17 protein-coding genes are annotated in these 18,627 nt (G+C 60.9%); 13 read left to right on the top strand and 4 right to left on the bottom strand.

The window, feature by feature from the left end; genetic code table 11:
* Window positions 1-38 precede the first annotated feature (38 nt).
* On the top strand, window positions 39-395 hold the full coding sequence (locus tag Q1A34_RS07445; RefSeq protein WP_300032610.1) for a dihydrodipicolinate reductase: 357 nt from the start codon (window positions 39-41) through the stop codon (window positions 393-395).
* An 11-nt stretch (window positions 396-406) separates the two neighbouring features.
* On the opposite strand, the gene Q1A34_RS07440 is transcribed toward Q1A34_RS07445, so the two are convergent.
* Window positions 407-595, bottom strand: coding sequence for a DUF1674 domain-containing protein (locus Q1A34_RS07440; RefSeq protein WP_300032608.1), 189 nt, complete (start codon window positions 593-595; stop codon window positions 407-409).
* Window positions 596-679: 84 nt separating this feature from the next.
* Between Q1A34_RS07440 and Q1A34_RS07435 the strand changes: the two genes are divergently transcribed.
* From Q1A34_RS07435 to Q1A34_RS07405, 7 genes are all read left to right on the top strand, one after another.
* Window positions 680-1,945, top strand: coding sequence for a transcription antitermination factor NusB (locus Q1A34_RS07435; RefSeq protein ID WP_300032606.1), 1,266 nt, complete (start codon window positions 680-682; stop codon window positions 1,943-1,945).
* 107 nt (window positions 1,946-2,052) lie between these two features.
* Window positions 2,053-3,798, top strand: a complete 1,746-nt coding sequence (locus Q1A34_RS07430; protein WP_300032604.1) for a heparinase II/III family protein — start codon at window positions 2,053-2,055, stop codon at window positions 3,796-3,798.
* A 21-nt stretch (window positions 3,799-3,819) separates the two neighbouring features.
* Window positions 3,820-5,406 (top strand): bifunctional phosphoribosylaminoimidazolecarboxamide formyltransferase/IMP cyclohydrolase, encoded by a 1,587-nt coding sequence (purH, locus tag Q1A34_RS07425; protein WP_300032603.1) that lies wholly within the window; start codon window positions 3,820-3,822, stop codon window positions 5,404-5,406.
* Between the two features lie 9 nt (window positions 5,407-5,415).
* On the top strand, window positions 5,416-5,901 hold the full coding sequence (lspA, locus tag Q1A34_RS07420; RefSeq protein WP_300032601.1) for a signal peptidase II: 486 nt from the start codon (window positions 5,416-5,418) through the stop codon (window positions 5,899-5,901).
* A gap of 49 nt (window positions 5,902-5,950) precedes the next feature.
* The gene (locus Q1A34_RS07415; RefSeq protein WP_300032599.1) at window positions 5,951-6,454 is read left to right on the top strand and encodes a DUF3035 domain-containing protein; all 504 of its coding nucleotides are present in this window, start codon (window positions 5,951-5,953) and stop codon (window positions 6,452-6,454) included.
* Window positions 6,455-6,561: 107 nt separating this feature from the next.
* Window positions 6,562-7,896, top strand: coding sequence for a pitrilysin family protein (locus Q1A34_RS07410; protein ID WP_300032597.1), 1,335 nt, complete (start codon window positions 6,562-6,564; stop codon window positions 7,894-7,896).
* Entirely contained in the window at window positions 7,893-9,212 is a 1,320-nt protein-coding gene (locus Q1A34_RS07405) for a pitrilysin family protein (protein ID WP_300032595.1), read from the top strand. The genes Q1A34_RS07410 and Q1A34_RS07405 overlap by 4 nt, the downstream gene beginning before the upstream one ends.
* Before the next feature lie 84 nt (window positions 9,213-9,296).
* Here Q1A34_RS07405 and Q1A34_RS07400 read toward each other — a convergent pair whose 3' ends face one another.
* The 3 genes from Q1A34_RS07400 to uraH form a co-directional block, all read right to left on the bottom strand.
* Window positions 9,297-11,639, bottom strand: a complete 2,343-nt coding sequence (locus tag Q1A34_RS07400; protein WP_300032593.1) for an aldehyde dehydrogenase family protein — start codon at window positions 11,637-11,639, stop codon at window positions 9,297-9,299.
* Between the two features lie 25 nt (window positions 11,640-11,664).
* Window positions 11,665-12,669: a deoxyribose-phosphate aldolase gene (gene deoC / locus Q1A34_RS07395; RefSeq protein WP_300034081.1), complete on the bottom strand. Its 1,005-nt coding sequence runs from the start codon at window positions 12,667-12,669 to the stop codon at window positions 11,665-11,667.
* A 74-nt stretch (window positions 12,670-12,743) separates the two neighbouring features.
* On the bottom strand, window positions 12,744-13,103 hold the full coding sequence (gene uraH / locus Q1A34_RS07390) for a hydroxyisourate hydrolase (protein ID WP_300032591.1): 360 nt from the start codon (window positions 13,101-13,103) through the stop codon (window positions 12,744-12,746).
* Window positions 13,104-13,212: 109 nt separating this feature from the next.
* Between uraH and puuE the strand changes: the two genes are divergently transcribed.
* The 5 genes from puuE (at window position 13,213) to Q1A34_RS07365 (ending at window position 18,597) form a co-directional block, all read left to right on the top strand.
* Complete coding sequence (gene puuE / locus Q1A34_RS07385; RefSeq protein WP_300032589.1) at window positions 13,213-14,625, top strand: allantoinase PuuE; 1,413 nt, start codon at window positions 13,213-13,215, stop codon at window positions 14,623-14,625.
* On the top strand, window positions 14,622-15,431 hold the full coding sequence (locus Q1A34_RS07380) for a bifunctional allantoicase/(S)-ureidoglycine aminohydrolase (RefSeq protein ID WP_300032587.1): 810 nt from the start codon (window positions 14,622-14,624) through the stop codon (window positions 15,429-15,431). The genes puuE and Q1A34_RS07380 overlap by 4 nt, the downstream gene beginning before the upstream one ends.
* Window positions 15,428-15,916, top strand: coding sequence for an ureidoglycolate lyase (locus Q1A34_RS07375; protein ID WP_300032585.1), 489 nt, complete (start codon window positions 15,428-15,430; stop codon window positions 15,914-15,916). Before Q1A34_RS07380 ends, Q1A34_RS07375 begins: the two co-directional genes overlap by 4 nt.
* A gap of 50 nt (window positions 15,917-15,966) precedes the next feature.
* Window positions 15,967-17,286, top strand: coding sequence for a nucleobase:cation symporter-2 family protein (locus tag Q1A34_RS07370; protein ID WP_300032583.1), 1,320 nt, complete (start codon window positions 15,967-15,969; stop codon window positions 17,284-17,286).
* Window positions 17,287-17,376: 90 nt separating this feature from the next.
* Complete coding sequence (locus Q1A34_RS07365) at window positions 17,377-18,597, top strand: urate hydroxylase PuuD (RefSeq protein ID WP_300032581.1); 1,221 nt, start codon at window positions 17,377-17,379, stop codon at window positions 18,595-18,597.
* Window positions 18,598-18,627: the final 30 nt, after the last annotated feature.

Below are 18,627 nucleotides of genomic sequence, written 5' to 3'. Positions count from 1 at the left end.
CGTAAACTTCACAGGTTTGGTTTTCGGAGTACTCAATAATGCGCGCTCTTTTGCTTTCGGTTTTTTCAGTGTCCACGCTTCTGGCTGGGGCGGCTGCGGCTGAGTTCACCAAAATTGACGAGCAGTCAGAGTTTCTGGACATTGTATCCGGGAAAGAACTCAAGCGCCCCTTTGTGCAGCTTGAGGTGTCACCGGACGGTCAGATTTCAGGCCGGGGCGCCGCATGGCCCGTGACGGGCAACTGGACGTGGAAAGACGGTTATTTCTGCCGCGATCTGTTCTGGGGCGGTGACGCCCTGGGCTATAACTGTCAGGCCGTTGAGCGCAGCGACACACGTATCCGCTTTACATCTGATCAGGGCGAGGGCGATTCCGCAGAATTCCGCCTGCGCTGAACACCGCGTCTTCAGAAATCGACCGCGATCCCTTTTTTCTCCCAGTCGCCGTAGCGCACGGGCTCGGGGCCATCGCGACCTCCCAGCTCGGCAGGCAGCTCCAGAGCATCGGCGGCCTTGCGGCGCGCTTCGGCTTCTGCCAGTGCACGCTGCGCGGCTGGCGGCAGGTCTTTCGGGTCGGGCGTGGCTTCGTCTGTCATTCGCTCTGTATCCGTTTGTGCCCTTGATATACGTCGTCCTTTGACGCAGACAACCCGCCAGCAGCTAATCGGAACACCCAGCATATGTCAGACACCGGCCTTCCCGCACGCAGAAGCGCAGTTTACCTGCTGGATCAGATCCTGGGCGAGGGCCGTCTGATGTCCGAGCTTCTGGGTGCCGGGGCACTTGACCGGCTGGCGCCCGAAGACCGTGCCCGCGCGGCGCGTCTGGCCATGGACACCCTGCGCGGGCTGGAACGCGCGGACCGCATCCTGCAGAAACATCTGTCAAAGTATCCACCGCTGACCGTTCGCAATGCGCTGCGCGTCGGGACGGTCGAGCTGTGCCAGGGCGGTGCGGGGCACGGCGTTGTCAATGCAATGGTAGAGCTGGTGTCGCGTCACAACAGGCTGGGTCATCTCAAAGGGCTGACAAATGCCGTGCTGCGCAAAGTTGCCACCGACGGCCCTGCGGCCTGGGAAGCGCTGCGTCCGCCACGTCTGCCAAAATGGCTGCGCGGGCCGCTGGCAGAGGCCTGGGGCAATGATGCGATGGCCGCCATGGAAGCCGCACATTTTGCGGGTGCGCCGCTTGATCTGACGGCGCGATCAGATGCAGGTGCAGTTGCCAGAGCAACAGGCGGCACGGTTTTGCCCACCGGATCGGTCCGCGTTGTGGACGCAGGCCAGGTCTCCGCCATGCCTGGCTTTGAAGCCGGTGACTGGTGGGTACAGGATGCAGCAGCAGCGATGCCGGTTCAGATCCTCGCGCCGCAGCCCGGCGAAGACATTCTGGACCTTTGTGCCGCACCCGGTGGCAAGACCATGCAGATGGCGGCGGCGGGCGCAAAGGTTACAGCGGTCGACGATTCGCCTGCGCGGATGGAAAGGGTGCGCGAAAATCTGACCCGCACAAAGCTGCAGGCCAGTCTGGTGACCAGCGATGTGCGCCAGGTCACGGGCCGTTTCGACGCGATTCTGCTGGACGCGCCCTGCTCGGCAACAGGGACCATCCGCCGTCACGCAGATCTGCCACATGCCAAAGATGGCTCGGAATTCGGCGATCTGATTGCTCTGCAGGAAGAGTTTCTCGATCATGCCTGGAGCCTGTTGAAACCCGGTGGGCGCATGGTTTTCTGCACCTGCTCGCTGCTGCCGGACGAGGGTGAAGTGCAGATCGACGAAGCCCTTGCCCGCCATGCGGACATGACCGCGTCAACGCCGCACCTGCCCGGTACGGAACCTGGCTGGTATACCGAAGAAGGCGGGCTGAGACTGCGCCCGGACTACTGGGCAGAGCAGGGCGGCATGGACGGTTTTTACATAGCCCTTTTGCATAAATCTGCCTGAACGACGGCTGCCGGGACCGCCACCGGGACAAATCCGGTGACTCGCGCACCTGCCCGCGTTATCATTGCCGCAACGCGCCACGAGAGCGCCCCAAGGCAGAGTATCGCATGTCCGAAGCCCGGAGTTTCGCCGCAAAAAAGGTGCAGTTTCTGAACCGGTGGCACGCAAGACGCGCCGGTCGCATGAAGGCGCGCGCCGTTGCTTTTGTCTCGTCGCCCGAGCCGCGCACAATCGGCAGTTTCGCCAAGGGGCGGCAGCTCATCGCCGGAAACTTCCTTTTTGCGGGTCATCTGCTGGAACAGAAAGACGCGGATCTCTGGTCTCTTTCCGCGCCCAATGTGGAATTCAGTGAAGAACTGAATGGATTTGCCTGGCTGGACGATCTGGCGGCGGTGGGCGATACGGCCGCGCGTGCGGCGGCGCAGAAATGGCTCTGGGGCTGGATTGACCGCTATGAACGGGGACGCGGCCCTGGCTGGACCCCGGATCTGACCGGGCGGCGCCTGATTCGCTGGATCAACCACGCGATTTTCCTGTTGCGGGGCACCGAGCCCGAATCCAGCCATGCATTTTATGGCAGCCTTTTTCGTCAGACGCATTTTCTGTCGCGCAGATGGCAGGGCGCCGCAGCGGGTCTGCCGCGCTTTGAGGCGCTGTGCGGTCTGATCTATGCGGGTCTGGCGCTGGAAGGCATGGAAGGGACAGCCATGCCAGCTGTCCGTGCGCTGGCCCGTGAGTGCCGCGCGCGCATTGATGACCAGGGCGGATTGCCAACCCGAAACCCCGAAGAGCTGCTGGATGTTTTCACGCTGCTGAGCTGGACTGCGGCCGCTCTCGAAGAAACGGGGCACCCCGTGCCGGACGAACACAAGGCCGCGATAGAAAGAATCGCGCCAACACTGCGTACGCTGCGCCATACAGATGGTGGGCTGGCGCGGTTTCATGGAGGCGGGCGCGGTGCCGAAGGGTGGCTGGATCATGCGCTGGCCCAGGCACGTGTGCGCAACAGCCAGCCGGATGGATTATCGATGGGATACGCGCGGTTGTCTGCGGGCCGCACGAGTGTGGTGGTCGATGCCTCTGTGCCGCCCTCTGGTTCTGCATCGCTGAATGCCCACGCCTCGACCCTCGCTTTTGAACTGACATCAGGGCGCAGGCCACTGATTGTGAACTGCGGATCGGGCCGGACATTCGGCCCGGCATGGCGGCGCGCGGGGCGGGCAACGCCCTCGCATTCCACCCTGTCACTGGATGGATATTCCAGCGCCCGCCTCGGCGATCAGAACGCCGAGACAGGGCGCGAGCCGCTGATCGAAGGGCCGACACATGTGCCCATCGAAATCGGACATGCCAGCGACGGGCTGCAGTTTCAAAGCGGACACAACGGGTTTGTTCCCACCCATGGTCTGACCCATGCGCGCACTCTGGAAATGACCTTCGACGGCCGGGGTCTGGCCGGAGAAGACATGCTGCTGGCACTGGAAGACAGTGAAAAGCGGCGTTTTGACCGCACGATGGACGCAGCCGGTCTGAGCGGGATCGCCTTTGACATCCGGTTTCATCTGCATCCGGACGTGGATGTAACCGTGGATATGGGGGGCGCTGCTGTTTCTATGGCCCTTAAAAGCGGGGAAATCTGGGTTTTCCGGCATGACGGCACGCAGAAACTGTCGGTAGAACCATCGGTTTATCTGGAAACCGGGCGGCTCAAGCCACGCGGGGCAAATCAGATTGTTCTTTCCGGGCGGGCTATGTCATATGCGACGCGTATCCGCTGGTCCTTGTCCAAGGCGCAGGAAACTGCGATTGGCGTGCGGGATTTGAACCTGGATACGCCGGATCTGACCGAATAGCTGCCAATAGGGACCACACAGATGACCGACCTTGTACCGCTGCGCCGCGCGCTGCTTTCTGTTTCCGATAAGACAGGCCTTGTTGATCTGGGCAAGGCGCTCGCCGCTCGCGGGGTTGAACTTTTGTCCACGGGCGGCACAGCAAAAGCTCTGCGTGATGCCGGTCTTGAGGTGCTGGATGTGGCTGATGTGACCGGTTTTCCTGAGATGATGGATGGCCGCGTGAAAACGCTGCATCCGGTTGTCCACGGCGGCCTGCTGGCGCTGCGGGACAATGATGATCACGTCGCGGCAATGGATACGCACGGTATCGGCGCCATCGATCTGGTTGTTGTGAACCTCTATCCCTTTGAGGAAACGGTGGCCCGTGGAGCGGGCTACGACGAGGTGATTGAAAACATCGATATTGGTGGGCCGGCCATGATCCGGTCAGCCGCCAAAAACCACGGATTTGTCAGCGTGATCGTTGACGTGGAGGACTATGCGCCTCTGACGCAGGCACTGGATGCCAACGACGGGCAGACACCATACGCATTGCGTCAGCGTCTTGCACAGACGGCTTACGCCCGCACCGCAGCCTATGACACTGCCGTCAGCACCTGGATGGCAGCGCAGGTGGATGCAACGCCGCGCCGACGGACGTTCGGTGGCCAGCTGGCCCAGAACCTGCGGTATGGTGAGAACCCCCATCAGCAGGCCGCATTCTATACGGACGGCTCGGCGCGGCCAGGCGTGGCCACTGCGACCCAGCATCAGGGCAAAGAGCTGAGTTACAACAATATCAACGACACAGATGCAGCTTTTGAACTGGTCAGCGCGTTTGATCCGGATGAGGGCCCGGCCTGTGCGATCATCAAACATGCGAACCCTAGCGGTGTCGCGCGCGGTGCCACGCTCGGAGAAGCCTATGCGAGGGCGTTTGACTGCGATCGCACCTCTGCGTTTGGCGGCATTATTGCCCTGAACCAGCCACTGGATGCTGCGACAGCCGAGCAGATCACCGGTATCTTTACCGAAGTGGTCATTGCGCCCGGGGCAAGCCGGGAGGCTATGGATATTTTCAGCCAGAAGAAAAACCTGCGTCTTCTGACAACGACCGGTCTTGCTGATCCGGCGGCGGCAGCGCTTGCGGTGCGGCAGGTTTCGGGGGGCTGGCTGGTGCAGGACAAAGACGTGGGCCGGGTGTCGCCGGATGATCTGAGGGTCGTCACAAAGCGGGCGCCGTCGGATCAGGAGATGTCTGATCTGCTTTTTGCCTGGACGGTGGCCAAACACGTGAAATCCAACGCGATCATCTATGTGAAGGACGGCGCGACCGTTGGTGTTGGTGCCGGGCAGATGAGCCGTGTGGACAGCACCCGCATCGCTGCGCGCAAGGCCGTGGACATGGCAGAGGTGATGGGTCTTGCGGCGCCACTGACGCAAGGGTCGGTTGTGGCCTCCGACGCATTCTTTCCCTTTGCTGACGGGCTGATCACTGCGGCTGAGGCGGGGGCGACGGCGCTGATCCAGCCCGGCGGATCCATGCGGGATGACGAGGTGATTGCCGCCGCGGATGACGCCGGGCTGGCAATGGTCTTTACCGGTATGCGCCATTTCCGCCACTAGGAGACACCGATGCGGCTGATCGCGCTTACAGCTTTTCTGGCATTTGTGCTGGACCAGCTCAGTAAATATCTGGTGGTCCATGTCATGGAGCTGTGGCGCATCCGTGCGATTGATGTGCTGCCGCCGGTGCTGAATTTTCGCTATGGCGAAAACCGTGGCATCAACTTTGGCCTGTTTGGTGACGGTTCTGACGCCAGTCGTTGGGTGCTCATCGGTCTGGCGGTTGTGATCTGTGGCGGTGTCCTGTTCTGGGCCCGGCGTGCGCAACCGGGTGTTCTGGCGCGCATCGGCGCGGGTTTGCTGATCGGGGGCGCGCTGGCAAACGTGCTGGACCGTCTGCTCTATGGATATGTGCTGGATTTTCTCAACATGTCCTGCTGCGGGATCACAAACCCGTTTGTTTTCAATGTTGCGGATATCTTTATTTTCGCCGGAGCCATTGCGCTGGTGTTTTTCGCACCGGATGACCGGAAACCCGCTCAAAAAGGCCAGTGACATTGCCTGCCCGCCTGTCGTATCAAGGCGGCATATGAGGAGAGATAACATGCGCCGCACGGTGGCTCTTATTCTGATCGCGACACTGCTCAGTGGCTGTGCCAACCAGGGTTTGCGTGTGCTCAGGTCCAATTCCAGCGGACCTGATGAATTCCTCGTGGAGCCCAAGGCGGCGCTGGAAACACCCGATGATCTGACGGCGCTGCCGGTGCCGACACCGGGACAGGGCAACCGCACGGACATCGACCCCTTATCGGATGCGGTTGTGGCCCTGGGTGGACGCCCATCCGATCCGGCTGCGGGCATTCCGGGATCAGACGGTGCGCTGGTCACAGCGGCATCGCGGTTTGGTGTCACCCCGTCGATCCGGTCGCAGCTTGCGGCAGAGGACGAGGATTTCCGCCGTCGTCAGTCCCGGTTCACACAGATCCGCCTCTTCCCTGAGGATCGGTACAACACAGCCTACAAAAGCCAGGCGCTGGACGCCGAGGAAACAGCTGAAAGCTGGCGCCGGGCCGGTGCGAAAACACCCAGCTATCCGCCGCAGAACTGAGCGGGCTGTCTTTGGGCTGTAACATTCGTGACAGCGTGCCTTGAACAAGACGGAATGCGGCGTACCTCTTAGCGCAGCAAAGCCCCTGGACTGACCGGAGAAAACTGATGTTGCGAACATTCCTGCGTGCGGCCTGTATTGCGCTTGTGCCCGTATCACTGGCTGCTGAGGAAGAGGTCGTCACGACCTTTGAGCTCGACAACGGAATGCAGGTCGTCGTTGTGGAAGATCACCGCGCCGCTGTGGTCCAGCATATGGTCTGGTACCGTGCCGGGTCTGCTGATGAGCCGCCGGGATCCTCAGGTGTTGCGCATTTCCTTGAACACCTTCTCTTCAAAGCCACAGACACGCTGGAGGCGGGGGAGTTGTCTGCAACTGTTGCGCGCAATGGCGGGCGGGACAACGCTTTTACCTCATATGATTACACGGCCTATTTCCAGCGGGTCGCGTCAGATCGTCTGGAACTGATGATGCGCATGGAAGCGGACCGGATGCGGAATATCCGCCTGACCGAGGAAAACATCACCACCGAACGGGACGTGATCATCGAAGAGCGTAATCAGCGCACAGAAAACAATGCGGGCGCTCTGTTCGGAGAGCAGGTTGCCGCGGCACAGTTTCTGAACCATCGCTACGGCCAGCCGATCATCGGGTGGATGCACGAGATGCGCACGCTGGATATGGACGACGCGCTGGATTTCTACGAGATCTACTATTCGCCCAACAATGCCGTTCTGGTGGTATCCGGTGATGTGACGCCCGAGGAGGTGCGCCGGCTCGCGGAGAAGTATTACGGCGTCATTCCCGCAAACCCCGACCTGCCCGAGAGGGAACGCGCAGAGGAGCCGCCCCAGACAGCGGAACGGCGGCTGATCTTCCGCGACGCGCGGGTTGCTCAGCCATTTGTGCGGCGCTCTTATCTGGCCCCGGAACGCAACCCGGGTGATCAGGAAGAATCCGCCGCGATTACAATGCTGGCCGAAATTCTGGGCGGCGGGCAGACGTCCTTTTTATCCGAAGAGTTGCAGTTCAATTCTCAGCTGGCCACCTTCACCGTTGCTTTCTACCGCGGCGTCGCACTCGACGACACCACGTTTAACCTGGTTGTCGTGCCCAAAGCTGACGTGAGCCTGCAGGAGGCGGAGGACGCACTGGATGCCGCCCTTGCCAAGTTCATGCAGGAAGGCGTGGACAGCGAACAACTGGAGCGGATCAAGCGCCAGATCAGGGCGGATCAGATTTATGCGCGCGATGACGTGGACAGTATCGCCCGGCGCTATGGTCAGGCCCTGACATCGGGCCTGACGGTAGAAGATGTAAAAGCATGGCCCGATGTGCTGCAGGCCGTAACCGAAGAGGACATCCTGGAGGCGGCAGGCCGGCTGTTTGATAAACGCGCCTCTGTCACAGGCTGGCTGATGCGCGAAGAGGTGACCCAATGATCCGTTTTGCCCTGACTGTTCTGACGTCGATCCTTCTGGCACTGCCGGCTGCGGCGGCCGTGGACATCAAAGAGGTCAAATCGCCCGGCGGACTGACAGCCTGGCTGGTCGAGGATCACTCCATCCCCTTTGCGGCGCTGGAAATCCGGTTTCGGGGCGGTGCCTCGCTGGAGGCGGAAGATAAACGCGGTGCAATCGCGCTGATGACATATCTGCTGGACGAAGGTGCGGCCGATATGGACGCCCGGGCCTTCACGCGGGCCTCGGAGTCACTGGCAACGTCCATCGGATTTGACATCTCTGACGATGAGCTTTCTGTCTCTGCGAGGTTTCTGACCGAGAACCGGGAGGCCTCCGTTGCATTGCTGCGGGCGGCGCTGCTGGAGCCCAGATTCGACCAGGATGCGATCGACCGGGTCCGTGCGCAGGTGGTGGCTGGTATCAAATCAGATTCCAAGGATCCCAATGCAATTGCGCGGCGCACCATGGATCAGATTGTCTGGGGTGATCATCCCTATGCAACATCGCTGGACGGAACCGAGGAAAGCCTGGCCGCGCTGACCAGAGAGGATCTGGTGGCGGCACATGCGGCCGTTCTTGCACGGGACCGCATCTACATCGGCGCTGTTGGGGACATCACCCCCGAAGAACTGTCGGAACTGATCGATGGTCTGCTGGGGGATCTGCCTGAGACTGGCGCACCGATGCCACCGCGCGCAGAGGTGGATATCCCGGGCGGCGTCACGGTGGTGCCGTTTGAAACGCCCCAGTCAGTCGCGCTGTTTGGCCATGCTGGCATTGCACAGAGCGACCCGGATTACTTTACGGCTGCCGTTCTTAACCAGGTGCTGGGCGGTGGGTCGTTTGAGAGCAGGCTGATGACAGAAGTGCGCGAAAAGCGTGGCCTGACCTATGGCGTGTATTCCTATCTGGCACCCAGAGATCTGGGCGAAGTGTACATGGGGTCGGTAAGCTCGGCCAATGACCGCATTGCCGAAGCCATTGAAGTGATCCGGTCTGAATGGAAACGGGCCGCCGAAGAGGGTGTTTCGCAGAAGGAACTTGAAGACGCCAAAACATTCATGACGGGTGCATACCCGCTGCGGTTTGATGGCAATGGACGCATCGCGCGGATCATCGTCGGGATGCAGATGCTGGGCCTGCCGATCGACTATATCCCGACCCGCAACGACAAGGTCGAGGCCGTGACACTGGAGGATGTGAAACGGGTCGCCGGGGAGTTGCTGGATCCTGAGGGTCTGCATTTTGTGATTGTGGGCCAACCCGAAGGGATCGAAAGCACGCCCGCAAACTGAATAGGGTGCCCTGGTAACCGGAGACGCTGTCGCGTCACGACAAGTCCCCGGACCTGAACGGTCCGGGTAACGGGCGCGGTTGGATCATTCGCCGTAGGGGACCCAGACGTTTTTGACTTCTGTCGCTGCCTCCAGAAAGGCCCTGCCCTGACCGGCTGTGCCGGTCCAGTCCCTTGCCAGACCATTGTTGACCCAGGTGCGTTTGAGGTTTCCGGCGGATGCCTTTTCCACAATGGCGGACAGGTCGGCCGCGCCGAAACTCCACACCGCGTCAATATCAAGATGCCCGGCCATATGCGCCGCGACCTCCTGCTGCGCGCCGGTGAGGATGTTGACAACGCCTGCGGGCACATCGGATGTCTCGAGCACCTGAACAAAGTCCGTTGCCGCAAGAGGGAAAGGTTCGGACGCGCTCAGAATGATGCGGTTCCCCATCGCGATTGCCGGTGCCATGCAGGAGATCAGCCCCAGCAGCGGTGCCTCTGACGGGCAGAGAGCGGCAATAACACCCACGGGTTCGTGCATCGCCAGGGCCACGCCGCGAATGGGGACGCCATGAACGCGGCCGTCGAATTTGTCAGCCCATGCGGCATAGGTGAACAGACGCTTTACGCAGGCATCCACCTCTGCTGCGCCGGACTTCCCGCCCTGCAGATCATTCAGGCGGCGCGCAAAATCATCTGCGCGGGCAGAGAGGTTTTCGGCGATGTAATAGAGAATTTGCGCGCGCAGATGACCGCTGGTTTTCGACCAGCCCGCAGCGGAATGAGCGGCCTCTGCCGCGTTGCGCAGGTCTTTGCGATTGGCCAGTGACGCGTGGCCCAGCATGGCCCCGTCTGGAGCATAAACAGCGCGGGAATACCCGCTGTCCGGGCGCGCCTGTTTGCCGCCGATGTAAAGCTTTGCTGTGCGGTCCAGAGGGTCTTTGGGTGCTCCGCTGCCCGAAAAGGCGGCAATTTCCCCGAGCGGGCGTGTGCGTTCTTTGGGTTTTGTGTAGCCAGCCAGCCCTTCCCAGCCACCTTCGCGGCCAAAGCCGCTTTCGCGAACACCTCCAAAGCCTGCTGCGGCGTCCATCATGTTGGTGCCGTTGATCCAGACGATGCCAGCAGCGAGTTTTGGTGCCATATCCAGTGCCAGGTTGATGTTCTCGCTCCAGACGCTGGCCGCGAGACCATAGCGCGTGTTGTTGGCCAGCGCTGCGGCCTCTGCCGGTGTGCGGAAGGTGCAGGACACCAGAACGGGGCCGAAGATCTCTTCCTGCATCAGGGTATCCGCCGGGTTCAGACCGGTAATCAGTGTTGGGGGATAAAAGCTGCCCTCATCCGGCAGCGCGCCTGTTGCGACATGTGTTTCACCCGCCGTGTTTCCGGCCACGAGATCACTGATCGTTTTCAGCTGAACGGGATCAACGATTGCCCCCACATCGGTGCTTTTGTCGAGCGGACTGCCAATACGCAGCCGGTCCATACGTGCCCGGAGTTTCGCGTAGAATGTCTCGGCAACCGGTTCGTGAACCAGCAGCCGGGAACCGGCACAGCACACCTGGCCCTGATTGAACCAGATCGCATCAACCAGCCCCTCTGCCGCACTGTCCAGATCGGCGTCGTCAAAGACAATGTAGGGAGACTTGCCACCCAGCTCCAGTGTCAGGGCCTTGCCGCTGCCTGCGGTTGCTTCGCGGATGCGGCGGCCTACTGCGGTGGAGCCGGTAAAGGCGATCTTGTCCACATCAGCGGCGACGATCATTTCACCCACAGCGCCATCGCCGGTTACGATATTGACCACACCCTTTGGCAGGCCAGCCTGCAGGCAGATGTCCGCAAACAGCAGTGCGGTCAGCGATGTGTATTCGGCAGGCTTCAGAACGACGGTATTGCCCATGGCAAGCGCCGGCGCGATTTTCCAGGCCAGCATGAGCAGCGGGAAATTCCAGGGTATGATCTGGCCGCAGACACCCAGCGCCTGCCGGTCAGGCAACTCGTCCTCCATCAGCTGGGCCATACCCGCATGAAAATAGAAATGCCGCTGCGCCAGCGGGATATCGATGTCCCGGCTCTCGCGGATGGGCTTGCCATTGTCCAGCGTTTCCAGAACGGCAAAAAGGCGGCTGTGCTTTTGCAGCAGGCGGGCCAGCGCATAGAGGTATTTCGCGCGTCCGTGTCCGCCCAGTTTTTCCCATTTCGGCTGGGCCTTGCGCGCGGCTGCGACGGCGGCATCCACATCTGCCGGGGTGGCCTGGCTCAGCAGGGCCAGGGTCTGGCCGGTTGCCGGATTGCGGCTCTCGAACCCTGTGGCAGGTGATGTGAATGCACCGTCGATGAAATGGCCGAACCCTTCACCCTGATCCGCCAGCCAGGCCTGCGCTTCGGCAGTGCTCTCTGGTGCCTCGCCATAATCCATCGTTTCAAAAATCTCAGAGACGGTCATGCGCCGGGTCCTCTCAGCAAAAGGTTCAGCTTGTGGCGTGGCGGTAGCCAGCGGAATAGGTGCCGGTGACTTGGTGTTCCAGCTGGCGTTCGATGTCATTCAGCAGCGAGGATGCGCCAAAGCGGAAGAGATCAGGTTGCAGCCAGCGGTCGCCCAGTTCTTCTTTCATCATCGACAGATAGGTGATGGCATCCTTGGCCCTGGAAATACCGCCCGCAGGTTTGTAGCCGACACGGTATCCGGTGCGCTCATGATATTCGCGGATCGCCCGGATCATCACCAGAGAGACCGGCAATGTGGCGTTGACGCTCTCCTTGCCGGTAGAGGTTTTGATGAAGTCTGCGCCGGCCATCATGCAGATAACCGAGGCGCGGGCGACATTGCGCAGAGAACCCAGCTCGCCCGTGGCCAGGATCGCTTTGACATGGGCTTCGCCACAGGCAGCCCGAAAGGCCCGCATTTCGTCATAAAGCGCCTGCCAGTCACCGGACAGAACGTGCCTGCGGGAGATGACAATGTCGATCTCGGCAGCGCCTGCTTTGACGCTTTCCTCAATCTCGGCGATGCGCAGGTGCAGGGGCGACAGACCGGCGGGAAAACCGGTGCTGACAGCAGCGACAGGGATGCCCGACCCCTGCAGTGCCTTGACAGCAGCAGGGATCATATCGTGATACACGCAGACCGCCCCCGTTGTGATCGGACCCATTCCCAGGGTGTCCAGCGTGCGCTGCGCCACCGGCTGGCGTGCTTTGGCGCAAAGGCGCGCGACCCGCCGTTCCGTATCGTCCCCAGACAAGGTTGTCAGGTCAATGCAGGTCACCGCCCGCAACAGCCAGGCCGCCTGATGGGCCTTTTTGACAGAACGGCGGGCAGGCAGCTGTGCCGCGCGACGCTCAATGGCCGAGGTATTGGCCTGCAGGCTGTGCACCCAGTCCATGTCCAGCGCTGTGCCCGGATTGCGTGGTTCGGTGACCTGCGGCAGCTGATGTGCGCCGGCGAGAGCAGCGGTGTCTGTGGTGTGGCTCTGCATGACCCTGACCTTTGCGGGAGAATGAGCATAAATTCGCATGCGCACGGACCCTTTGCAAGCCGTGCGCCGTTGCGTCAGCTGCCGCGATAGGTGGAATACCCATAGGGCGAGAGCAGCAACGGCACGTGATAGTGCGCATCCGCGTCCGAGATACCGAAACGGATCGGGATACTGTCCAGAAAGCGCGGTTCTTCCGCCGGAACGCCTGCGGCATCCAGATAAAGGCCCGTCTCAAAGATTAGCTCGAAATTTCCTGTGGTGAATTTTCCGACGGGCAGTATCGGGCTGTCGGTACGGCCATCGGCATTTGTCACGGCCTCGGCGATCTTGCGGTGGCTGTTTCCTGACACGCGGTACAGCAGAATGCGGATGCCTTCGGCGGGGATCCCGCGGGCGGTATCCAGAACGTGTGTCGTCAGGTATCCCTCTGGCATCGGGGCTCTCCTTTTTGATGGTCGGGGTTTACCCTGCCCGTGCCGATTGCGAATTGCAACGCGGGCTGTAACCGGTATTGAATGACCGCATCTGCAAGGAGTTTCCCGCGTGAACCGCTACCCCCGTGATTTTACCGGATACGGTGCCAACCCGCCTGATGCACGCTGGCCCGGCGGGGCCCGCATCGCCGTCCAGTTTGTGGTCAACTACGAGGAAGGGGGCGAGAACTCTCTGCTGCACGGAGACGCCGCCTCAGAGGCGTTCCTGTCGGAAATTGTCGGCGCTCAGCCCTGGCCGGGCCAGCGGCACTGGAATATGGAATCGATCTATGACTATGGCGCCCGGGCCGGTTTCTGGCGCCTGCACCGTCTGTTCAAAGGCGCAGGTATTCCGGTTACCGTTTACGGGGTTGCCACTGCGCTGGCCCGTGCGCCCGAGCAGGTGGCGGCGATGCAGTCTGCCGGTTGGGAAATCGCCAGCCACGGGTTGAAATGGATAGACTACAAGGATCACACGCCCGAGGCGGAAGCGGCGGATATGGCCGAAGCCGTCCGCCTGCACACCGAGGTCACAGGGCAAATGCCCCGTGGGTGGTATACAGGTCGCTGTTCGGTCAACACGGTGGAACTGGCGGCAAATACGGGTCAGTTTGACTATATCTCTGACACCTATGACGACGATCTGCCGTACTGGACGCGCATCGGTCAGCGCGACCAGCTGATCATCCCCTATACACTCGATTGCAACGATATGCGGTTTGCCACACCGCAGGGCTTTAACTCCGGCGACCAGTTCTTTGCCTATCTGCGCGACACTTTTGACGCCCTGTACGCCGAGGGCGCGGCAGGATCGGCCAAGATGATGTCGGTCGGGCTGCATTGCCGCCTTATTGGCCGGCCTGGCCGGGTGCAGGCTCTCAAACGGTTCACAGATTATATCCAGGGGTTTGAGGGTGTCTGGTGTCCGCGTCGCATCGATATTGCGGAACACTGGGCGGCGCAACACCCCCCCGCCGGGCGACGGCGCCCGTCACAGATGGATCAGGCCGACTTTGTCGAGAGATTCGGAGGCGTTTTCGAGCATTCCGCCTGGATTGCCGAACGGGCCTTTGCACTGGAGCTTGGCCCTGCGCATGATAATGCAACGGGTCTGCATTCAGCGCTGACACGCATGTTCCGCAGTGCGACGGATGCGGAGCGGCTTGGGGTATTGCGCGCACATCCGGACCTTGCCGGAAAGCTGGCAGCGGCAAAACGCCTGACGGCTGACAGCACCAGCGAACAGGCCAGTGCCGGACTGGATGCTCTGACAGATGCAGAGCGCAGCACCTTTGAGCAGATGAACGCAGATTATGTGGCAAAGCATGGCTTTCCTTTCATCATCGCCGTGCGCGATCACGACAAGGCAGGCATTCTGCGCGCGTTCCGCCGCCGCATCGGACACGACACATCCACTGAAATGGAGGAGGCCTGCCGCCAGGTCGAGCGCATTGCCCGTCTGCGGCTGGAGGCACTGGTATGAGCTACGCATTCCCGCCCGGTGGGTTGCCGGACCAGACACAAAGCCCCGAAGGAACTGCCGCATTCACCGAGGCCTACGCCGTTCTGCCTGCCAGCACACAGCGCGACATTGTCACCAGCTTTCTGCCAGGCTGGCAGAACACGCGTGTCTGGGTGCTCGCCCGTCCGCTGTCTGGTTTTGCCGAGACCTTTTCGCAATATGCGGTCGAGATGGCCCCCGAAGGTGGCAGCGCGACACCGGAGCCGGATGTACATGCCCAGGCCGTGATCTTTGTTGCCAGTGGCACCGCACGCCTCACGCTGGGGCAGGATTTCTACGACCTGCGGCCTGGCAGCTACGCCTACATCCCGCCCAGTGCCGTCTGGACCCTGTGGAACACAGGCACAGAGCCTTGCCAGTTTCACTGGATCCGCAAGAAGTTTGACGCAGCTGCCGGCGTGAACGTACCCGAGGCGCTCGTTACGCATGATGACGATGTCGACAAAGTCCCGATGCCGGATACCGCGGGCAAATGGGCGACGCAGCGGTTTCTGGATCCGCTGGACATCAACTATGATTTTCACGTGAACATCGTCACATTCCAACCGGGCGGGCGTATCCCTTTTGCAGAAACGCACGTTATGGAGCACGGGCTTTATGTGCTGCAGGGCACGGCTGAATATCTGCTGAACAAAGACTGGGTCAGCGTGGGTCCCGGCGACTTTATGTGGCTGAGGGCCTTTTGCCCGCAGGCCTGCATCGCGACAGGTAACGAACCTTTCCGCTATCTGCTCTACAAGGACGTGAACCGTCATATGCGCCTGTGACCCGTGACATAAAATGCGAGCCGCTCTCGGCAGAGGCGTTTGCCCCCTTTGGCGATGTGCTCGACTGTTCCGGAGATCCGGACCGTATGATCAACGCCGGTCTCTGCGGCAGATATCATGATCTTGCGGCGCTGTCCTTTGGTCCGGACGGACGTGCCGGGATCAGCCTGTTTCACGCCCGGCCCCGCAGCCTGCCCTATACCTTTGACCTGCTGGAGCGGCACCCGGAAGGCAGCCAGGCGTTTCTGCCAATGTCTGCCGATCCGTTCCTGGTCATTGTCGCGCCGGATGAAAACGGGCATCCCGGCAGCCCGCGCGCCTTTCTGACGGCGCCTCATCAGGGCATCAACTTTTTTGCAGGCACATGGCACGGTGTCCTGACACCCCTCGCCGCGCCCGGAATATTTGCAGTTGTCGACCGGATCGGGGATACGCCCAACCTGGAAGAGGTTTTGCTTGATCCCCCCTGTATTGTCGTCTCATAACTGCCGGAGCCCGGGAAAACCGGGGAAAAATCGATACGACAGGGATAAAAATGACCGATTCGACACAGGGTGCATACGGCGACCCGAACCAGACACCGCCTCTCGCGCAGGCAGTGCCTCTGGGACTTCAGCACGTTCTGGCAATGTTTGCCTCGAATGTGACCCCATCAATCATCGTTGCAGGTGCTGCCGGACTGGCCTTTGGCGGGCCGGAGCAGGTCTACCTGATCCAGATGGCGATGCTCTTTGCCGGCATTGCGACGCTTTTCCAGACGGTTGGTCTCGGGCCGGTCGGCGCACGGCTGCCCATTATGCAGGGCACCAGCTTTGCATTTGTCGGTGTCCTGGCCGGCGTCGCCGCGACACAGGGCCTCAGCGTGGCACTCACCGCCTGCATCATCGGTGGGGTTGTTCATTTCATCCTGGGCGGCTTCATCCGCCATTTGCGCTGGCTCTTCCCGCCGTTGGTCACCGGGCTGGTTATTCTTGCCATCGGCCTCTACCTGATCCCGGTCGCGATCAAATACGCGGCAGGCGGGGCTGCAAAATTCCAGATGGAAGCGGAAAGCTTTGGCTCGCTGATGCACTGGTCGGTGGCCTTGTCGGTGGTCATTGTGGCGCTTGTTCTGAAGTTCTTCACCAAAGGAACACTCTCGAACGCGGCCATTCTGATCGGCCTCATCGTCGGCTATCTGCTGGCGCTGGTCATGGGAATGGTCAGTTTCGCACCGGTCGCAAACGCCAGCTGGTTCACCGCCATTACTCCGTTTCCTTATGGATTTGAGGTCTCTCCGGGTGCTGTGATCGCGGTAACGCTGGTCTCCATCGTCTCAGCGATTGAAACCGTGGGCGATACCTCCGCAACAACAAAAGCCGGTGCGGGGCGCGAAGCAACGGATGAGGAAATCTCCGGCGCGACCTATGCAGACGGCCTTGGTACAGCGCTCGCCGGCGTCTTCGGCGGGCTGCCCAATACATCCTTCAGCCAGAATGTCGGCATTGTGGGCATGACCGGCATCATGAGCCGCCATGTGGTCACAATCGGTGCCATCGTGCTGATCCTCTGCGGCCTGGTTCCGAAAATCGGCGCTGTGATCGCCTCCATGCCACTGCCGGTTCTGGGAGGTGGCGTGATCGTGATGTTCGGCATGGTGGCTGCTGCGGGCCTGAATGTGCTCAGCGAAACAGACATGAATCGCCGCAATATGGTGATCATTGCGGTCTCGCTGGCGGCAGGGCTTGGGCTGAACCTCGTGCCTGATGCGGTGCAGTACCTGCCGGGTGTGGTCAAAACGCTGGCAACCTCAGCGGTTGCCCCAACGGCGCTTGTAGCAATCGTTCTGAACCTCGCGCTGCCGGACGAGGTCTGACGGCGGCTTCTTCTGGCCGTAAATATCCCCGCCGGAGGCACCCGGAATATGCCACCGGCGGACCACCATTTAACCTGAGGACACTGCGCAATGTATGACTTCGCTGCCATGGCCGCCTGGATCGAGTTCGGCGTTCGCTGGCTGCATGTGATCACGGCAATCGCCTGGATCGGGTCGTCGTTCTACTTCATTGCGCTTGATCTCGGGCTGCACAGGGACAGAAACCTGGCAACCGGCGCCGACGGCGAGGAATGGCAGGTTCACGGCGGCGGCTTTTACCATATCCAGAAATACCTCGTTGCGCCCGAAAATATGCCCGATGGGCTGATCTGGCACAAATGGCAGAGCTACTGGACGTGGATCAGTGGCTTTGTGCTGCTGATCCTGGTCTACTATCTTGGCGCTGAATTCTATCTCATTGACCCGGCGGTTCTGGATCTGGCTGTCTGGCAGGCTGTTGCGCTGTCTGTGGGGTCGCTGGCTTTCGGGTGGATCGCCTATACCACGCTTTGCCGGGTATTCGTGGACGCCGATCAGACCGTCCTGATGCTGGCGCTTTTCGGCGTGCTTGTGGCCATGTCCTGGTTCTATACACAGGTCTTTTCCGGTCGCGCGGCCATGCTGCATCTTGGGGCCTTCACCGCAACGATCATGAGCGCCAACGTGTTCATGATCATCATTCCAAACCAGAAAATTGTGGTCGCGGATCTGATGGCGGGCCGGACACCGGATGCAAAATACGGCAAGATCGCCAAACAGCGCAGCACGCATAACAACTATCTCACACTGCCTGTCATTTTTCTGATGCTGTCAAACCACTATCCGCTGGCCTTTGCCACGCAGAACACGTGGATTATCGCCAGCCTGGTGTTTCTGATGGGTGTCACGATCCGGCATTATTTTAATTCGATGCATGCGCGGCAGGGAAACCCGCATTGGACCTGGGCTGTCACCGCTTTGATTTTTATCGCGATTATGTGGCTGTCGGTGGCCCCGATGAATGCAGAGAACCCGCAGGAAGCCACCGGAAGTGCCGTCAGATTTGCCGAAGCGGAAGGCTTTGACGAGGTGCAGGACATCGTTCTTGGCAGATGCTCGATGTGTCATGCTGCCGAGCCTGTCTGGGACGGGTTGCTCTGGGCACCAAAGAATGTCCGGCTCGAAACTGAATATGACATAACCCGGCATGCGCGCGGCATATACCTTCAGGCAGGCGTCAGCCATGCGATGCCACCGGCCAACCTGTCATGGATGGAGCCGCAGGAGCGCGTGCTGATTGCCGACTGGTACAGGGCTGCGACAGGGGGCTGAGCCGCCGGTTTGCGGTTTCAGAATCGGCGA

It is taken from the genome of uncultured Roseobacter sp. (assembly GCF_947491795.1).
In the GTDB taxonomy this organism is placed as follows: Bacteria; Pseudomonadota; Alphaproteobacteria; order Rhodobacterales; family Rhodobacteraceae; genus Roseobacter.
The sequence above is the reverse complement of the archived record's forward strand: the minus strand, read 5'-3'. Positions and strand labels throughout refer to the sequence as shown.